A 16466-nucleotide genomic window follows, 5' to 3' on the forward strand; every position below is an offset into this window, starting at 1 on the left:
TTCCAGGTCGCGGCTGATGCAATACGCAGTATTTGCCATGCGATCGTTCAGCCACGAACGTCAATGATCCAAGACGACGAGGCCTTGAGCGTTTTTACACACTCTGGGCCGAAAGCTACCGTTACCTACAGGCTACGGACCATAGCTGATCAAGCTTCGTCGTGTAACTTTGGCTCATCATACCGCGGCGCATGCCCCAACTAGGATCTGCTGGCACGCAAGCCGACCGTAGCGTGCCCCTACCCCATCGCCCATTGATCTGGTCCATGACTGTCATCACCCGAGTCGCCTCAGCCGGCTGCGATATAGCAAACAAATCATCGGTGTACTCACCAGGCTGGCAGAGGTTCAGCAACATCACCTCAGCCTTGCTGTACTTAAAACCGGGTCGAAATATCCGATCAAGCGCGCCCCCCGCAGCTTGAGTAAGCAGCCGCACGTCATCAGTGGGATACGGCATATCCACAACCACCCCATTGGCATACTTCGCCTCTTCGGGGTTGAACATCCCAGTGCGAATGCACACGCGTACCTTCTTGCACAGCGAGTTCTGAGCGCGGAGCTTCTCAGAGGCACGCATCATGTAGGTGGCTACCGCCTCCTTGATGGGCGCCAACTCCGTCAACCTCATGCCGAACATACGGCTGCAGCAGATCTCCTGCTTTGGCGGATCGGGCTCGTCCAGCTCAAGACAAGGCGTGCCGCCCAACTCCCTGGCCGTCTTCTCGACCACAATGCTGAACTTCTTACGGAGCGTCCACGGATCGGCCTTAGCCAGGTCCATAGCCGACTTGATACCCATCCCATCAAGATGGAGTTTCATCCTGCGCCCGACACCCCAAACCTCCGCAACGTCCGTATTGCGTAGCACCCAGTCACGCTTAACCGGATCGGTGATGTTGACCACCCCACCGGTTTGGGACTGCAGTCGCTTCGCGGTGTGGTTTGCCAGCTTCGCCAGGGTCTTTGTGTGAGCGATGCCAACACCGACCGGAATACCCGTGCAGCGAAGTACTTGGGCGCGAATCTGCCGGCCTAACGCATCCAGCCCATCGATACCCGTCAGGTCGGCGAACGCCTCGTCGATGCTGTACACCTCAACCGCCGGCACCATAGCCTCGATCAGGCTCATAACGCGCTCACTCATGTCGCCATACAGTGCATAGTTGGAGGAAAACGGGACGATGCCGTGCTGCTTGAGCTTGTGCTTGATCTGGAAATACGGCTCGCCCATCTTGATGAAAGGCTTAGCATCGTAACTGCGTGCGATAACACAGCCGTCGTTATTACTCAGCACCACGATGGGCACTTTCGCAAGGTCGGGCCGGAATACCCGCTCGCAACTGGCATAGAAGCTGTTGCAGTCGATCAGTGCGAAGGTTGGCTGCTGATTAGACATGGCTGCGCACTGTGCTGGTGATCACGCCCCAGATCGACAGTTCGTCGCCTTCGAGAATGTAGCGTGCCGGGAACTTGGGGTTTTCGGAAAGCAAGACCACTTCCCGACCACGCTTACACAAGCGCTTGCAGACGGGCTCATTGTTTAGCAGTGCCACCACCACATGCCCATGGATTGGCTCAATGGCACGGTCCACCACGGCCAGGTCACCATCAAAAATTCCGACGCCTTGCATGCTCTCACCGGTGATTGCTACCAGGTACACGTGGGGCGCTCGGATATTCAGGACCTCATCCAATGAGATGTGCTGCTCGATGTGGTCCGCTGCCGGCGACGGAAAACCGGCCGGAACCTGGAACGAGCACAACGGCAACTTCGCGCCGACCTCAGCGATGGGACCTAGAATGGTGAAGCTCATGATGCGGCCTTTTACAATTACTGTATGAATGTACAGTTAACTTTGTAGGACGCTTGCGGTCAATTTTTCTGTAGGGGATTTCGACAAGCGGAGAGGTGCATATGTGTGGGCGATTCGTGCAGTACGAAGGCATGGCGATCTATATCGAAGAACTAAACCCACAGATAGAGCTGTTCAGTGGGTATGACGCCGTACCGATCAATCGGTACAACATCGCTCCGACGACGCGGGTGCAGTTGCTGCACACCGCAGAGGACTGCCTGCATATCGATGCAGTCAAATGGGGATGGGCACCTTTCTGGGCCAAGGGCAAACGCCCCGACCCGATCAACGCCCACGTAGAGACGGTCGCCACAGGCAAGTTTTTCAAGCAACTGTGGCCGAATGGCCGAGCCGTGGTGCCGAGTGAGGGGTGGTATGAGTGGGTCAAAGACCCCGACGATCCGAAGAAAAAACAGCCTTACTTTATTCGCCTGAAAAGCCAGAAACCTATGTTTTTCGGCGCGCTCGCCCAAATCAGTCTTGGCCTTGAGCCCCAAGAAGGAGACGGTTTTGTAATCATCACCGCCGCCAGCGACCGGGGGATGGTGGACATCCATGATCGCAAGCCTTTGGTACTGACGCCTGAGCATGCCAGGGAGTGGCTGGATCTAGGTCTTGCGCCAGAGCGGGCTCAAGAAATTGCCACTGAGTGCTGCCAGCCAACCGAGGATTTTGAGTGGTATGCCGTTGGCAAAGAGGTGGGGAACGTGAAACATCAGGGAGCCGAGCTACTGCTCCCGTTGTCATCAGAGGATGATTAGCCCCGTATGTGCTGCTCGAGCAGTTGATTGGCCGCCGGGAAGCCTACCCAGGTTGCGTTGTGATCAAGCCCACGGCCAGCCAACACAATAGCAGCCAACTCGTTAAGGTCAATCTCTCCTCGCGAGGCCGCCGCAAGAAGCTGAGAAGGCAGGACATTCAAATAGTGAGAGGCAGTTTCCATGGGGTTCATCCTTCGTTTGCGTGACCATAGTAACGCTCTACCATAAACACATAGCAAGCCAATCAGATCGAACATAGCGACCATCAAAACAGCCCCCCTAATGCGGCGGGCTCCCAGTTCATGATTACCAACTCTCCACTGACATCGGCCCTTCCCTGCCGCTGGTTGGCAGTGCTGTAGCGAATATCAACGGTTTCAAAATGGAAGCCGTCAAAGACCTGCCGAATTTCCGGGTGATCATTGATGCTGACCATGACCTTACCTTTGCAGCGACGCATAAAGTCCGCCATGCGCTCGTAATTCTCAAAGGGAAAATCCACACCATAACCGGCGGTCTGCCAGTAAGGTGGATCCATGTAGTGGAAGGTATGGGCACGGTCGTAGCGCTCAGCACAAGCAAGCCAGGGTAGGTTTTCAACGTAGGTACCGGACAACCGCTGCCATGCTGCTGAAAGGTTTTCCTCGATCCGAAGCAGGTTGATTGCCGGTCCAGTCGTCGCGGTGCCAAAAGTCTGCCCTGTCACCTTGCCGGCAAAGGCATGGTGCTGCAGATAAAAAAACCGGGCGGCGCGCTGGATGTCGGTCAGGGTTTCAGGACGGGTCATCTTCTGCCACTCGAACACCTGCCGAGAACTGAGCGCCCACTTGAACTGGCGCACGAACTCCTCAAGGTGGTTCTGCACGACGCGATATAGCGTCACCAGGTCGCCGTTGATGTCGTTGAGGACTTCAACCGGCGCGGCCTGGGGACGCATGAAGTAGAGCGCGGCGCCGCCGGCAAAGACTTCGACGTAGCATTCGTGGGGTGGGAAGAGCGGGATAAGACGATCGGCCAGGCGGCGTTTGCCGCCCATCCAAGGGATGATGGGTGTGGACATATAAAGGCAAGACCTTTGCTGTATGGATAAACAGTGCTAGGCTCGCTCCGCTTTGTGCACGAAGCAGGAGCCTTGGCTGGACTTGCAGGGACATTCTGCGGGGAAGGTGGCCGGGTTGGATGTTGACGCATCCTGCCCGGCCGCTCCTTTTACTTCGGTGTTGAGACTTCTTTTGCGTAGGCCTGACAGGCCCGCAGAGCGATCAATCCTTGGTCGCCGGTATCGGTGATTCCGATAATTCGTTGAGCATGCGCTGGGTCAAGTTGGGCTCTTGTGGTGCCATGAACCATGCTGCCGGCGGCGGTGGTGGCTGGCACTGAGCAGCTGCCGGTTGTGTCGGTGGCGGCGAGAATGACTGACAGCCGCAGATCATCAGTAGCCAGGCGATCACGCAGACGAGCCTGCTTGGTTTGCTCATCGATCAATTCCTTGTGGTGAATTTCATCTTTGTTCTGCAAGCGCTGCTCAAGGGCAAAGCGCTTGTCCTGCTCGTTACGTTGCAGGGCTGCAGAGGCCAGGGACAACTCTTTGAGGGTGTCCGAATGCAGTCGGGCCTGACGTTCCAATTGCTCGCCGCAACGCCAGCCTTGAACGGTCCAGGCTAATGCAGCAGAGCCGGCGGCCAAGACCACCAGCAGCAATGCAATGGAAGCGATGCGGAACTGCGCGGGTATCAGGTCGACGAGACGCATAACACGGCCCTCGCCCTGACCCACAGTTGCAGACGATCCTCCAGGCCGTTGAGCCCGCCGTTGATCCGGCGGGTGATGGTGTTGAATAGCTCTTGATCCGCGAGCGCGTTCAACCCGTTTACCGACCAAAACCATGCTGCAGACTCAGCCGCCCACTGCGGCTGCTCGAGCAGCTCCGGCGTTCGAAGCAATCGGTCATCGCCGAACAGCGCCAGGCTGCAGCGCAGATAGTTGTCGTGGCCGGTGATCTGGATCAGTCCACGGCCGCGATACCGCTGCCCGTCACCATCAGCAGCAGGCGTGTTCCCCAACTTTGCAGCCAGCGGGCCGGTGTCGTACTTGCTGAGGTATTGATCGCTCCCCAGTTCGCGTACGTACTGCAGTTGGCCGGACTCGTGGCCGATCTGGGCAAGGAAGGCTGCCTGACGCTTGGGTGTATCGATCTTGCGATTGGCCATGGCCGCGTTTAGCGCGGATACAAAAACGCCCGCTTGGCGGCGGGCGTTGGGCATGATGCGTTGGAGTTGTTGCTCAGTGATGGACATCGCTTTTTCCCAGGCAAAAAAAGACCGCTCGATGGCGGCGGGTGATGAAGCAGATACAACCAGTTACAGCTCCAGGACTTTGACCTCTTTGGACTTCTTGGTTTTCTTACCGGCCGCCTTGGCCTTACCCTTCTTCCCTGCGTTACATTCCACCGTAGTGCTCCAGCCGGATTGGGTGAACACCTGCTCCACCGAGTCGACCAGGAACTCGCCGTCCAAGCCTTCCTTGAAACCCTGCGCATTTATCTGCCGCTCAGCAAACAGATCGGTGCGCCCTACCATTTCGAGCCGAACCTCGGCGGTCGAGCGGTTGAATGCTGCGAGTCGGGCTTTGGCGGCCTGCTCAGCGGCGGATTTGTTCGGATGGATATGCCGATCGGTATGAACGGGCGGCAGCCCTGCAGGGGCATCGTCGTTGTCCAAGGTCAGGTTGACCAGCTCACCGGTTTTCTTGTCTTGGTACCTGGCTTTGACGGCTTTCTGCGTGGTGCGGTCGGTGAAGCGGAATTGCCAGCGGCTGACGTCACTGCGCCGGATAGTGATCGCCGGCAGATTCTTGCCACTGGCGGTCTGTCCGCTTTGGCGAGGCAGCACCAGCAGTTTGCTGTCGGCGACCTTGGCCGTGCAGTCGTGATCCTTGGCGAGCCGGGTGATGAAGTTGAAGTCTGACTCGTTCAACTGATCAGCCCGAGGCACCAGCGTAGCGACGGGGCATTCAGGCTTCCAGCCGTTGCGAGCGGCAATGTCGCTGACGATCCTAGACAACGGCACATTTTCCCAACTACCACTACGAGTGGTCTTGCCGCTGCCTCGCATGTCGCTGGCCTTGCCGCGAATGACCAGGGTATCAGGCGGGCCGGAAACCTCGATGTCATCGACCGTGTAGCGGCCCAGGCGGGTAAGTGCTTTGCTGTCGTACCCCAGGTAGATCTGTATCGCTGCCCCTTTTTTGGGGAGGGACACGGCGCCGTCGCGGTCATCAATGCGCAACTCGAACTCATCCGACTCCATGCCGGGCTTATCCAACGTACGCAACAGCAAAAGGCGGTCATTGATCAGGGCAGTGATGTCTGCCCCATCAGCCACAATTCGAAAGATGGGTTTCATGGATTCTCTCCGAGGTTCAATCCCACAACTGCACCTGCTCGCCCACAGGCTCAGGGAGATCTGGGAAGGTGATCAGCAACCCCGTGCGCAAAGGCTGTGGCTCATCCGCCAACAATCGATTGGCCGCCAGCACCGCCTCGACAGCGCCATTCAGGTGCCCGTAGTGCTGGTAGCACAGCATATCCAGCAGGTCACCGTCAGACGTTCTGCATATCATCGCCATAGCGTGTGAACTCCAAACTAAAAGTTTGCTTGCGCGGGATCCCGCCAGCCAGCAACGCACCCTGCTCCTCCTCAACGCTGCGCAAACACCAGGTTCCAAGAACAACGCCATAGCCGGTGGTGAGGTTCAACGGTAACTGAAGTCCACCTATGGTACGCAGGGTGTCGAGCTGCTTTAGGCCACCTTTAAATGTGGGAAAAATTGCCCCCTTGAGACTAAGTTTGTCATCGCCAATACCCACCGCCTGCTGCGCTGGGCGACGACCAAGGCGCTCTTGCGATGCCCAGCGGAATTCCGTCTGTCGGCGTAGTTCGTCGAAGGCCGCCGTGTCCAGGTTGAAGTAGAACGGCTGGGCATTGGCTTGCAGCGGTTGCAGGATCAGCAGGTGCGGGAACGGTTTGACCGCCTCCGCCAAGGGCGTGGCATTCGGCGCCAGGGCGCTGGTAGGCAGGATGTTCGCCAGGCTCGGACTGACCTTGCCGGCGATCTGGTTGATTGCCGTGCTGGCCCGAGCGGCCTGTTCCTTCAACGTGCCCAGGCGCTCATCAATCGCCGACATAGCGCGCGTTGTTTTGCTGTAGGTCGACAGCACCTCACCGACCTTGGACTGCGCCGTGCCGATCCCACGCATCACCCGCTGCAGTTTTTCACCGACACCCGGCGGCACACCGGGAATGCTGGACAGCTCATCAGCCGCCCCGGTGATTTCGCCAATGGCGCCGTTCACCGGACCGAGCATGCCGTCGATGCTGTGCCGGCCAGCCTCCCCGGCCTGGACCAGGGATTTGAAACCGGATTGCAGTTGTTCCATGTAAGCCATGGCTATTCCTTAAACGTGAGGGGCATCAAACAGATTGCGCCGCGCCTGCTCCCGGCTGAACTCCTCGAACAGCTGACGCATGTACGGCATCATTTCCTGCGCCAGTTGCCGTGGATCCTTGACGTCACCCTGCACGGTCACCGGCATGGTTGGGGCGAACGTCCAGGCCTGCTCGACGCGAGCCGGGTCGGGTTTTGCTGCTGCGCCGGCACTGAGCAATGCGGGCACTGCCGCTGCTGGTGGAGCCGTCACCAGCGAGCGAGCGACATCTCCAATCAAAGGGCCGGTGGCCGGTGTCGGCGCCAATTGAGCGAGCCGTGACATGCTCGGCCCACTGGGTTTCTGCAGAAGCAAGGGCGAGGGCTGAGCCAGACGTTCTATCGGGGCATCCGGCCCGCCGAATGCAGCCTTGCCCACTGCACTCCCCAGCTCCCCGCCGCCCCAACTACCCAGAAACCCGCCGATCAGTCCGCCGACAACGGTGCCAATCACGGGAACCACCGAGCCAATCGCCGCACCCGCCGCTGCACCGGCCAGCGTACCGGCCAAGGTTCCAGCTGCGTTGCCGTAGCCCTCGGCTTTCTCGTCGCGGGTCTCGGCGTTCTGATAGGTATCTGCTGCAATCAATCCCGCCTCGATCAGCGCCATGGGTGCGCCGACCTTGGCGAATCCGAGGCCTTTGCCCATCATGGCCTTGGGCGCAAACCGGCTAGCAGCGGCTCCGACGGGAGCCCTCGATGCGACATTAGCAATCGCTGGCCGGCCTCCTCGCCCCCTACGGCCTTTCCCCCTACGGCCTTTCTTGCCCTGGGTATCAAGCCCGCCACCATCAAGCCCCCCCACCTGCATATTGGTCACGATGACTTTTTGCGGAATATTGGGATTACCCATCATCGAGCCACGTGCTACGTTCAACGCGCCTTTACCCATTTTGTACGCGCTCGCCACCGCTCCCAAGGTAACGAGCCCAGCGGCTAAAAGGGCTGCGCCGGCAACAACCGGTTTGTACTTTCCACCAAGGTCAGCCAGTGCATAACCCACTTTTCCGAGCCCATCAGCGACCATATCTGTCAGCGGTCGAATTGCATCACCGATGCTGATCATCGACGCTTCCATGCCATTGGTCGCTGTCTGCCACCTGCGATTGGACGCCTCCCGCGCTTTCGCCGCGTCGGCCTCAATCTTGGCCTTGCCATCCGTGTCCTTGATGGTCGACATATCCGCCTTGATCTTGTCGCCATATTTGATCTGCGCGAGCAGACCCGCACTGGCGCTTTGATCGCTGACGATGTTCGCCAACCCGGCAGCTTCGGTCAGGGCGATCATGGCCTGCTCCTCTTCGGCACTGCCATCCACCGACGCCTTGATCTTGGCCTTGAGCGCCTCGATTTTCTTGGCCTTGGCCGGGTCCTGCTTTCTGATCAACTGCTCGCTGAGCATGATGAACGCGTCGACTGGGTTCGCCGCCTTACCGCTTTTGGTCGCGGCTAGAATCGAGCCGGCCAGGTCGTAACCTTCCTTGGCGAACCGTTCCTGGCTGGTGCTGCTGATCACGGCGTTGAGCAGGTTGTTCATGTTGGTGGCCGCCGCCGCCGCATCCTGGGTTTGCGAGAACTGCGACTGCAGGCTGGCACCGAGGAAGCGCACCGCCTCGGGGCCCTCCATGCCCAGGCGCTTGATGTTACCGAGCATGGCCGGCAGATACCGCGCCATCTCTTTGGGACCGAACGCGCCGATGTCACCGGCCGCTGCTACCTGGCCCAGCATCGCCGCCATGTCGCCCTGCTTGACTCCCGCCTCCTTGAAGGAGTTGATCAAGGTCGCGATGGTTTCAGGCTCCATGCCCTGGCCGTCGATCAGGTCGGCGATCTGCCCTGCATAGGCGGTGGCCACATCCCAATCCACGCCCTTTTCGATCAAGGCGCCGACCGACTTCGCCAGCAGTTGCTGGCTCATGCCCTTCTCCGCCGCGACCTTGCTGATGCTCGCCGCCAGTTCGGCCTCATCGCCGAGGCCGGCGGTATGGGCCCACAACGACATCTGGCGGATCTGCGCCTGGTAATCGCCGGAGACCTTAGTCGGAATCGCCAGCGACGCCGTCAGTGCCGCCGCTTTGCCGAGGGAGTTCTTCATCCCCTCTTTGCCCTGCTGGATCTGCGTGTGGCCCAGCGCCTTGAGTTCGGCGCCACGCGCTACTTGGCCGAGGGCCTGGTATTCCTTGCGCAGTTTGCCGACTTCAATACCCTGCTCTTTAAGGGTTTTGAGGTTGTTTTCCAGTTTTCGTAACAGACCGTCAGCCGACGCCGCACCAGTGTCGTGGGCCTTTTTCCATTCGTCTCGCAAGCGGATCGTGTCGCCGATGGTGCTTTGCAGCACGCGGGCCTTGGTGCCGGTTTCGCCAAGTTTCTTGATACGGCCTTCAACGTCCTTGAAGGCGGCGCCGACGGTGGAGCTGACGGCGCCGCCGATGACCAGGCCGAGCGCCAGGTTATTTGCCATGGGATTACTCCGGGCAGGGATGCGGGGCTCAGTCCGTGAGCCACCAGATCATCGTGGAAAAGGGCATGGTCTCGATTTCGCAGGCCGCGAAGGAGAACTCCGCAGCCAGGCGTTTCGCGACCTGCTTCTGAAGGGAGGCGTTAAACCCCGTCATCCTGCACCAGGCGAAAGTAAGCGGCTTGTAGCCGCTGGTAGTCCGTCAGCTTGAGCCCCTCCAGATCCTTGATGTCGGTTTCAGTAAGGTTGGCCAGGAGGATGGTCTCGCGCTGCTCGTCATCGCCATTGGAGGCGGAAGCTGCAGCGCGCACGTCGCGAACCGTGGGTGCGCGCAAAGTCAGGCGGTCTACCTTCACCTCTTTGATCTCGCAGGGTTTGGACAACGTCACCAGCGCCCGCTCAAGATCAAGGGCTAACCAGCCAGGTGTTTCGTCCTTCTTCTCAGGAATACCACTGTCCTGAAGTATGCGGGAATAGGCCGACTGCACCCGTCCGTAGTCAACCAACGTGAGCCCATCAATGTCCTTGGTGCCCGCGTTAGTCAGCGAGGCGAATAAGGTCACTTCACGCAACACCGCGTCATCGCCGCCTATCGCGTCCGAGGCGCGCACTTCCCGCAGAGTCGGTGCGCGTAGGATCAACTGCTCGAGCCTCTCGCCGTTGATATCGGTTGGACGAGTGAGGACGACCGTTGCACTATCCGAGGTGACCGTGAGCCAGGATGGAAGTTGTTTCAGCTTTTTCATGAGATACCTTTCCGTTACAGACCCAGGTCACGACGGACGCTGGCAAGTTGATCGACACCGTTGATGACCCGGACGCAGTTGACCGGATCGATCTCGTACATCAGTCGACCGGCGACTTCTAGCTTGTAATAGCTGACCGCCACGGCGTACTTGAACTCGCCGGCTTCGCCGGCTTTCCAGTCGCCTGGATCGATCTCTTTGAGCATGCCGCGAAGGGTGGCAACCACCGCAGTGGTCGCGCCTCTCTGACCTTTAAAGGAGCCACGGAACACCGCGTTGAAGGCGGTCTGATCAGCCAAGCCGTAAAACTTCATGGCCTCAGGGCGTACGCCCTTGCCGGCGAAACTGGCCTCCAGTTTCTCCATGCCCTGATCCATCTCAACCGGCGCATCCATGCCCCCGGCGCGATGCTCCTCGGTTTTCAGGGTCATCTTGGGAAGGGTCACGCTGGTGATATCCCCGGCAAAGCTGACGCCATCGATATGGGCGTTCATGTTGTAGAGCGTTTGCGGAACCATCGGCGGCTCTCCTTTATGCGTTGATGTCGAGAACTTCGGTCAGCCACTGGTTGGTGACCTCGACGCGGAAGTTGGGGTTTTCTGCCGGCGGTACATCGGTGAATCGGATGTTCCAGTACACCTTGCCCTGCTCCAACTGGCTGGCCGTGTTCAGCACAGGGTCGGCGAACACCTCGAAGTTGATCACCGCCCCTTGGTTTTTGAGGTCACGCATGAACGTCGCGAGGCCTTCGGTCACGTCACTGACGTAGGTCTTGGTGATCGAACGGTCGACCGCCCATTTGTGGCCGTAGAGGATCGCGTCCATCACGATGTCCATGGTCCGAACACGGGTAACGAACGCCCACTTCGGATCGCTGGAGCAGGTGCGATTGCCCCACAGGCGGTAGCCGTCATCACGGATGATGGTGGTGATCTGCGCGTTGTTGAGGAGGTTCGCCCGGCAGGTTTCGTCGCCATCCAGGAACTCGATTGGGCGGCCCGTACCAGTGATGCCGACGAACTCCTTATTCGACGGCGAGGCCCAGAAGCCGTACTCCGAATCTGTCCAGGCGAAGAGCCCGGCGACCCAGGCGGAACTGGGTGCGTCGATGGTGGCACTGAGCGCGGTGTCCCAGTACTGCACGCCAGGGTCGACCAGGAAAACGCGCTTGCTACCAAAGTTTTCGCGGTACTCCATGGCCGCTTCGTCGGTGGTGTTGGGGCCGTCGATGATCGCCAGGGCACGCAACTTGTCACTCAGGGCCACAAGCGCCGTGGCGGCGGCCAGCGTCGCAGTGTGTTTGGGCGCGGCCAGCAAACGAGGCTGCGCGTTAAAGCGGCTTTTGCCGTCGAGCAGCGCCTGCATCCCGGTTCGCGTGCCATTTGCCAGGACGCCGCCAATGATGGCCGATGTCTGTGCGGCGGCGTCGGCCAGCTTTTCCACACCGCAGGCGACGATCACGGCCTTGGAGCGAACATAGATGGCCTTGACCGCCTTGGTGATCGCCGCATCTGGCCCCCAGGCGGCGATGGCTTCGCTCTCGCGGGTGATCAGCATTAGTTGATTGGGCAATGCGCTGGCATTGGGACCAGGCGTGAAGGTATCGCAAAGGCCGATGATGGACGACGACGGCACCGAGACAGGGCGCGTGCCGCTGTCGACGTTGGTTACCGTGACGCCGTGAAAAAATCCACCTGCATTACTCATGGTTGAACTCCAGAAACGAGAAAGCCCCGCATAAGCGAGGCCTGGGTTTGGTTGTGATGCATATAGCGGAAAAGAAAACGCCCCGTCAGTGCGGGGCGTTATTGGAGTTGCTCAGCCAGCCAGGCGGGCTGCTCAGGCCTGTTCTCGACTGCCGGGAAATGCTCCGACTCGGGCCAGTCGCGCAGATCCTGGCGGTAGCCCTGCAACTGCTTGTATTGCGCAGCAGTAAGTGTGGTCGGACGCTCGGACTCCAGTTCGTCGCGGTGACGTGCGACCAGTGGATCAGTCAGCAACAGCATTTTATCTCGCAAGGCGCGTTCACTGTATGCCACTTGTTCCGGTGTAGGCCCTGGAGCAGGAACAGCTATTGGTCGCCCCTTATCGTCACTGGTAATCACCGAAGGGCTCGTCGCAAGAATCGCACGCAGCCTCTGATACTCATCCTCTGAAACATCCACCAACTCGTCTTCCGGTGGTAGTAAGCATTTTGGGTTTTTCACTTCAATTATTGGGGCGTTGGCTGACTCGTCTGGAACGTCGATAAGCGGTGGCTTTGCCTTAAGATCGGGCACATATATAGTCTCTGGTACATCCTCGGCGTCTTCAGACCATGCGGGGTTTGCAACCTCGATGTCTGGCGGGGTCCACTTTGGATCCTGCGCTTTAACGGTAGGCCGAACCCATGCAGGATCGCTAACAGATATCAAGCGAGTGCCGTGGAATACATCGTTGAAAAATAAGTTTTGCTTAGCGCTGTAATAAATATTCATCACTTATCTCCCGAGTGCCGTGACAATCGCTGTAAGCGAGGAAGGCTGAACGACCTGTGCGGCCTCGTCGATTTGTAAGCGGCAGCCGTTGACCGTGCCCATCGAATAGTAACCATTCGAGACATGGCGCACCGTGGCATCCGCGGTACGGAAAACAATAGAAGTCACATGTACAAACGCGTTTGGGAATGCAAACGGCCAAGTTATATCGATCGTACGCCCACCAGACGGGATGTCGCCGATAGCCACTTCCATCCGCTGAATAATTTCACCTGTGTCAGCGTTCTTGCTGAACCCGCTGGCTGAAAAATTGGCAGTATCCTTTGGCCGGTCAACCTGCAACATGACCACAGTGCCGTCAGTATGCCGCATGAATGGGGCACTGACGGAGCTACTGGCAAACCCAGCCTCCGAACACGCAGTGGCGCTTATTTTGGATGAAGGGTTAAAGTTTCCATCGTGCCAAACCTTCCGCCAGCCGCTTGAGTTCGGGCCTAAATTGCGGAATAAAAGATTGCCGATATTGTCGTTAAGACTTATGCCTATATCGGCGCCGAAACTGGTGTTGGCGAAAATAAAATGCATCCCAACAGTGTTCGGATAGCTAGGTGGTGTGTCCGTGGTGCCGGGGCTAACCGCCGAAAATAGTTGGCTTGAAGGCACAGCGGCAAGCGACCCAGTTATCAGTGGCGCAACACCTGAAATGCCGCTGCTAGTGATCGATACCTTTGCGTTAAGAAGCGCGTTGGTTTCTGTTTTCGTGTAAGCATCGGAAATCCCGTAACCACCGAGCGTTGTTGCCTTATTGGCCTTTCCAGTAAGGAAATCATCTACAGCAGTCTTAGTGTATGCATCGCCAATGCCATACCCTGCCAGTGTGATGGCGTTGTTAGCCTTGCCTGACAGTAGAGAATCAACGTCTGTGCGCTTATACGCATCGCTGATTTGATAGCCGGCGAGCGTAGTTGGGTTTGTCCCAGCGATAACCCGGCCGTTCTTGTCTACGGTCAAGCTGCGATATGTCCCCGCACCTATGCCCGTACGCCCTGCGACCATCTCGAACACCAGCGGCGTAGTGCCCAGGACAATCGGAGCATCCGTCACCAGTTGCCAGACGCTGTCACCGTTGGCGGTACCTTTCTCAACGTGCACAAACAAGCCCGGTGTCATCTCGACACTCGTGTCAGCATCTTGGGCACGCTTCCAGGCACCGCTGGCCGATACGATGTAAATCCCGTTGTCCTTCGCCAGTGTCCGATTTTTCACCAAAACACGATCGGCATCTGACAACAACACATCATCGACAGTCTGAATGCCACTCAAGACGATGTTGGTCGTGGTGGCCACCAACACCGAATGCTTGAAGTCCTGCTTGTTGATCGCCTCGGCGATCGCTAGATCAACCCACTCGCGAGTCGCCAGGACGATGGCGGGGTCGATCTTCAACACGATGTTGTTGATGCTTGAAACAATGAAGTTCATCCGCACAATCTGTGTGCGGCCTGAACCCTGGTCCAGCGCCGGCTTGAAGCTCGGCGCACAATTGGAAACCGCGACCAAGTCGCCGTCCGAATCGTACAAGCCAATCTCACGAATCCACCAGCCGCCGACGTCTGCAGGGATCACTTGCTCGGCAATGATCACCGCCGCGTTAACCGGATCGACGCGCAGTTGATTCAGTGGCGCCCGCCGCTGCTCGTTGATCAGCTTGGTCTGGGTTGCACTGGGGATTGGGTCAGTGCCGTTGGCATCCCCTACCCCCAGCGCAGTGAGGTTCCAGGGAATGCCCAGGGCGTTGGCATTCGCCAGCTTCGCGGCCCCCACGTTGGTGAGGATCGCCATAAATTGCGAGTTGCGATCAATCATGGGTAAACGTCCAGAGTGTCTATGCTGTGTTCGCGCCCGACCACGCCGATGTAGCCCGTGACGTCGATGTCACGTTGCACGGGTGGGTAAACGTCGATTACGTCGCCTTCGTAGAGGGCGACACCGATGTTTATGGCGCCTTGGGTTTCGAGGCTAATCGCGAGTCCGGTCAACGGCCGACTGACGGGTTTGGCGTCGTCGATCAGACGCTCCAGCTCCAGGTACATCTCTTCGGTTATGCCGGTATCCAACACGCCGACCTTCAAGGCGAAAGTGCCGGGAATGCCCTTGGGCGTGGTCTGCCACCACTCCAGCACTTCGATTAGGTAGCCGAGCGGCTCGACCACCCTGCGCAACGCGCCGATGGTGCCCTTGTGGGCATGCACGTAAAACGCGGAGCGGATGGCGGAACGCTTAACGGCTTCCGACCATTTGTTGTCCCAGCGGTCGACCGACCAGGTCCAGGCCAGCCAAGGCAGCAGATGCGCCGGACAGGTGTCAGGGTTGTACAGCGTACGGAGCGGGATCTCGGTTTTCTCGGCCAAGGCGGCCTCAATGGCACGCTCCAGTTGTGTGCTGTTCAAGGGGAGCAGACTGGTCATGTGGAACCCCCTAGGACAACGCTGAAACCTGTGCAATAGGCTGCTTGGAACTTGGTCGGTTTCAGGTCGACCCAGTTTTTTAGCTCGACGCGGCCGACGCCACCGACATGCAGCTGCGCGTCGATAGCAGATCGGGCGACTTCCAGAGCCAGGCGTTTACGCGGATTGATCCAGGCCGCGAGGCGCTTGATCGCCTCAGCCAAGAAGGCATCGTTTTCAGGACCGGCACCGGTCATATGCAACACCGCATCAATCCGGTACTCCAGGATCTGAGCGCTTTGCACCGTAAGGCGGTCGCCCACCGGACGAATGTCATCATCACTAAGCTTCGCGTATACCTGGTCGAGCAAAGCCTGGTCGGCTTTGCCGTTGCCGGCGAGGCTCAGCACAGTCACCACCACTACGGCCGGTGATGGGCTTTCTGCCGTGGCATCAGCCACCAGCGCCGAGGCGTTGCGCGCATGGAAGATGTAACTGTTACGCGGGCCGGCGGTGGTCAACCCTTCATACACCAGTTGGATACGCTCACGCAGGGCATCGTCCGATTCCCTGACCTCCTCCACTGGCGGCACCGCCTGCAGGTTGGCCGGTTGAATCACTAGGCGCTGGAGTTTGACGTTGGCTGCAAGCTGGTCGAGATCTGCCTTCTCGGCGTACGCCAACATCAGCGCCTTGGCCGCATCGTTAACCCGTGCCCGGTTCTGCATCTTGCCGTACGCCCCCAGCTCCACCAGCTTGACTACCGGGTCGCTCTCCAGCGCTGCCGACCAGTTGACGCCCATGTGCCCACGAAAGGCAGCTAGCCCTTCTTCGTACAACGCTTCGTAATCCAAGGCCTCCAGCACCTGCGGCGCCGGCAGTGCCGATAAATCCACTGTGCTCATGCCGACACCTCCAGCAGCAGGCGTTCGCCCTGGTATTCACCGGTTAATTTGAAGTCGATGCGGCCGCCGACAATGGCGACAACCTGCACCTGTTCGAGCTTTAGCCGCGGCTCCCAGCGCTCCAGCGAGCGAGCCGCCTCGGCCTGTACCGCACTCTTCCAACCAGCGTTAACCGGCAAGTCGACAAAGCGCCGGATCTGGCTGCCGTATTCAGGTCGCATCCGCCGACTGCCGACCGGCGTGGAGAGAATGTCCCCGATGGACTGCCGGAGATGGTCGAGCCCGGACAGCGGTTGACCGGTGCGGCGATCCATTCCGATCATCAGGG

Annotated in this window: 19 protein-coding genes and 1 pseudogene; 1 reads left to right on the forward strand and 19 read right to left on the reverse strand. The window is 58.8% G+C overall.

Annotated features, from left to right (window positions below; translation table 11 throughout):
- Positions 1 to 121 precede the first annotated feature (121 nt).
- Together umuC and WH299_RS19640 are read right to left on the reverse strand one after the other, a co-directional pair.
- Positions 122 to 1399, reverse strand: a complete 1278-nt coding sequence (gene umuC / locus WH299_RS19635; RefSeq protein ID WP_339551050.1) for a translesion error-prone DNA polymerase V subunit UmuC — start codon at positions 1397 to 1399, stop codon at positions 122 to 124.
- The gene (locus tag WH299_RS19640) at positions 1392 to 1817 is read right to left on the reverse strand and encodes a LexA family protein (RefSeq protein WP_339551052.1); all 426 of its coding nucleotides are present in this window, start codon (positions 1815 to 1817) and stop codon (positions 1392 to 1394) included. Before WH299_RS19640 ends, umuC begins: the two co-directional genes overlap by 8 nt.
- A 101-nt stretch (positions 1818 to 1918) precedes the next feature.
- Between WH299_RS19640 and WH299_RS19645 the strand changes: the two genes are divergently transcribed.
- Positions 1919 to 2620: an SOS response-associated peptidase family protein gene (locus tag WH299_RS19645; RefSeq protein ID WP_339551053.1), complete on the forward strand. Its 702-nt coding sequence runs from the start codon at positions 1919 to 1921 to the stop codon at positions 2618 to 2620.
- Here the strand turns inward: WH299_RS19645 and WH299_RS19650 are convergent.
- From WH299_RS19650 to WH299_RS19730, 17 genes and pseudogenes are all read right to left on the reverse strand, one after another.
- Positions 2617 to 2802 (reverse strand): hypothetical protein, encoded by a 186-nt coding sequence (locus tag WH299_RS19650; protein WP_339551055.1) that lies wholly within the window; start codon positions 2800 to 2802, stop codon positions 2617 to 2619. The genes WH299_RS19645 and WH299_RS19650 overlap by 4 nt on opposite strands.
- An 83-nt stretch (positions 2803 to 2885) precedes the next feature.
- The gene (locus WH299_RS19655; protein WP_339551057.1) at positions 2886 to 3680 is read right to left on the reverse strand and encodes a DNA adenine methylase; all 795 of its coding nucleotides are present in this window, start codon (positions 3678 to 3680) and stop codon (positions 2886 to 2888) included.
- A 149-nt stretch (positions 3681 to 3829) separates the two neighbouring features.
- On the reverse strand, positions 3830 to 4372 hold the full coding sequence (locus tag WH299_RS19660) for a lysis system i-spanin subunit Rz (protein WP_323986284.1): 543 nt from the start codon (positions 4370 to 4372) through the stop codon (positions 3830 to 3832).
- Positions 4354 to 4917: a glycoside hydrolase family 19 protein gene (locus tag WH299_RS19665; RefSeq protein ID WP_339551058.1), complete on the reverse strand. Its 564-nt coding sequence runs from the start codon at positions 4915 to 4917 to the stop codon at positions 4354 to 4356. Before WH299_RS19665 ends, WH299_RS19660 begins: the two co-directional genes overlap by 19 nt.
- Before the next feature lie 63 nt (positions 4918 to 4980).
- A complete protein-coding gene (locus WH299_RS19670) occupies positions 4981 to 6024 on the reverse strand; it encodes a phage late control D family protein (RefSeq protein ID WP_305469053.1) in 1044 nt (347 codons plus the stop codon).
- Between the two features lie 16 nt (positions 6025 to 6040).
- Entirely contained in the window at positions 6041 to 6247 is a 207-nt protein-coding gene (locus WH299_RS19675) for a tail protein X (protein ID WP_339551061.1), read from the reverse strand.
- Positions 6222 to 7067 (reverse strand): phage tail protein, encoded by an 846-nt coding sequence (locus WH299_RS19680; RefSeq protein WP_177097279.1) that lies wholly within the window; start codon positions 7065 to 7067, stop codon positions 6222 to 6224. The genes WH299_RS19675 and WH299_RS19680 overlap by 26 nt, the downstream gene beginning before the upstream one ends.
- A 9-nt stretch (positions 7068 to 7076) precedes the next feature.
- The gene (locus WH299_RS19685; protein ID WP_339551064.1) at positions 7077 to 9566 is read right to left on the reverse strand and encodes a phage tail tape measure protein; all 2490 of its coding nucleotides are present in this window, start codon (positions 9564 to 9566) and stop codon (positions 7077 to 7079) included.
- A gap of 140 nt (positions 9567 to 9706) precedes the next feature.
- Positions 9707 to 10012: a phage tail assembly protein gene (locus WH299_RS19690; protein WP_339551114.1), complete on the reverse strand. Its 306-nt coding sequence runs from the start codon at positions 10010 to 10012 to the stop codon at positions 9707 to 9709.
- A 24-nt stretch (positions 10013 to 10036) separates the two neighbouring features.
- A pseudogene (locus tag WH299_RS19695) lies at positions 10037 to 10309 on the reverse strand (phage tail assembly protein); the annotation flags it as partial.
- A gap of 14 nt (positions 10310 to 10323) precedes the next feature.
- On the reverse strand, positions 10324 to 10827 hold the full coding sequence (locus WH299_RS19700) for a phage major tail tube protein (RefSeq protein WP_068932994.1): 504 nt from the start codon (positions 10825 to 10827) through the stop codon (positions 10324 to 10326).
- 13 nt (positions 10828 to 10840) lie between these two features.
- On the reverse strand, positions 10841 to 12016 hold the full coding sequence (locus WH299_RS19705; protein ID WP_339551065.1) for a phage tail sheath family protein: 1176 nt from the start codon (positions 12014 to 12016) through the stop codon (positions 10841 to 10843).
- Positions 12017 to 12114: 98 nt separating this feature from the next.
- The gene (locus WH299_RS19710; protein ID WP_339551066.1) at positions 12115 to 12786 is read right to left on the reverse strand and encodes a hypothetical protein; all 672 of its coding nucleotides are present in this window, start codon (positions 12784 to 12786) and stop codon (positions 12115 to 12117) included.
- A gap of 3 nt (positions 12787 to 12789) precedes the next feature.
- Positions 12790 to 14652: a phage tail protein gene (locus tag WH299_RS19715; RefSeq protein ID WP_339551068.1), complete on the reverse strand. Its 1863-nt coding sequence runs from the start codon at positions 14650 to 14652 to the stop codon at positions 12790 to 12792.
- Positions 14649 to 15254, reverse strand: a complete 606-nt coding sequence (locus WH299_RS19720) for a phage tail protein I (protein WP_339551070.1) — start codon at positions 15252 to 15254, stop codon at positions 14649 to 14651. Before WH299_RS19720 ends, WH299_RS19715 begins: the two co-directional genes overlap by 4 nt.
- Complete coding sequence (locus WH299_RS19725; RefSeq protein ID WP_069673269.1) at positions 15251 to 16138, reverse strand: baseplate assembly protein; 888 nt, start codon at positions 16136 to 16138, stop codon at positions 15251 to 15253. The genes WH299_RS19720 and WH299_RS19725 overlap by 4 nt, the downstream gene beginning before the upstream one ends.
- Positions 16135 to 16461, reverse strand: a complete 327-nt coding sequence (locus WH299_RS19730) for a GPW/gp25 family protein (RefSeq protein WP_044286800.1) — start codon at positions 16459 to 16461, stop codon at positions 16135 to 16137. Before WH299_RS19730 ends, WH299_RS19725 begins: the two co-directional genes overlap by 4 nt.
- Positions 16462 to 16466 lie beyond the last annotated feature (5 nt).

Source organism: Pseudomonas sp. MYb541, from assembly GCF_037479595.1.
Classification (GTDB): domain Bacteria; phylum Pseudomonadota; class Gammaproteobacteria; order Pseudomonadales; family Pseudomonadaceae; genus Aquipseudomonas; species Aquipseudomonas canadensis.

Bases quoted from the DNA above. Each gene is read 5' to 3' on its own strand.
- umuC (WP_339551050.1), bottom strand. From the start codon at position 1,399: ATGTCTAATCAGCAGCCAACCTTCGCACTGATCGACTGCAACAGCTTC.
- WH299_RS19640 (WP_339551052.1), bottom strand. From the start codon at position 1,817: ATGAGCTTCACCATTCTAGGTCCCATCGCTGAGGTCGGCGCGAAGTTG.
- WH299_RS19645 (WP_339551053.1), top strand. From the start codon at position 1,919: ATGTGTGGGCGATTCGTGCAGTACGAAGGCATGGCGATCTATATCGAA.
- WH299_RS19650 (WP_339551055.1), bottom strand. From the start codon at position 2,802: ATGGAAACTGCCTCTCACTATTTGAATGTCCTGCCTTCTCAGCTTCTT.
- WH299_RS19655 (WP_339551057.1), bottom strand. From the start codon at position 3,680: ATGTCCACACCCATCATCCCTTGGATGGGCGGCAAACGCCGCCTGGCC.
- WH299_RS19660 (WP_323986284.1), bottom strand. From the start codon at position 4,372: ATGCGTCTCGTCGACCTGATACCCGCGCAGTTCCGCATCGCTTCCATT.
- WH299_RS19665 (WP_339551058.1), bottom strand. From the start codon at position 4,917: ATGTCCATCACTGAGCAACAACTCCAACGCATCATGCCCAACGCCCGC.
- WH299_RS19670 (WP_305469053.1), bottom strand. From the start codon at position 6,024: ATGAAACCCATCTTTCGAATTGTGGCTGATGGGGCAGACATCACTGCC.
- WH299_RS19675 (WP_339551061.1), bottom strand. From the start codon at position 6,247: ATGGCGATGATATGCAGAACGTCTGACGGTGACCTGCTGGATATGCTG.
- WH299_RS19680 (WP_177097279.1), bottom strand. From the start codon at position 7,067: ATGGCTTACATGGAACAACTGCAATCCGGTTTCAAATCCCTGGTCCAG.
- WH299_RS19685 (WP_339551064.1), bottom strand. From the start codon at position 9,566: ATGGCAAATAACCTGGCGCTCGGCCTGGTCATCGGCGGCGCCGTCAGC.
- WH299_RS19700 (WP_068932994.1), bottom strand. From the start codon at position 10,827: ATGGTTCCGCAAACGCTCTACAACATGAACGCCCATATCGATGGCGTC.
- WH299_RS19705 (WP_339551065.1), bottom strand. From the start codon at position 12,016: ATGAGTAATGCAGGTGGATTTTTTCACGGCGTCACGGTAACCAACGTC.
- WH299_RS19710 (WP_339551066.1), bottom strand. From the start codon at position 12,786: ATGAATATTTATTACAGCGCTAAGCAAAACTTATTTTTCAACGATGTA.
- WH299_RS19715 (WP_339551068.1), bottom strand. From the start codon at position 14,652: ATGATTGATCGCAACTCGCAATTTATGGCGATCCTCACCAACGTGGGG.
- WH299_RS19720 (WP_339551070.1), bottom strand. From the start codon at position 15,254: ATGACCAGTCTGCTCCCCTTGAACAGCACACAACTGGAGCGTGCCATT.
- WH299_RS19725 (WP_069673269.1), bottom strand. From the start codon at position 16,138: ATGAGCACAGTGGATTTATCGGCACTGCCGGCGCCGCAGGTGCTGGAG.
- WH299_RS19730 (WP_044286800.1), bottom strand. From the start codon at position 16,461: ATGATCGGAATGGATCGCCGCACCGGTCAACCGCTGTCCGGGCTCGAC.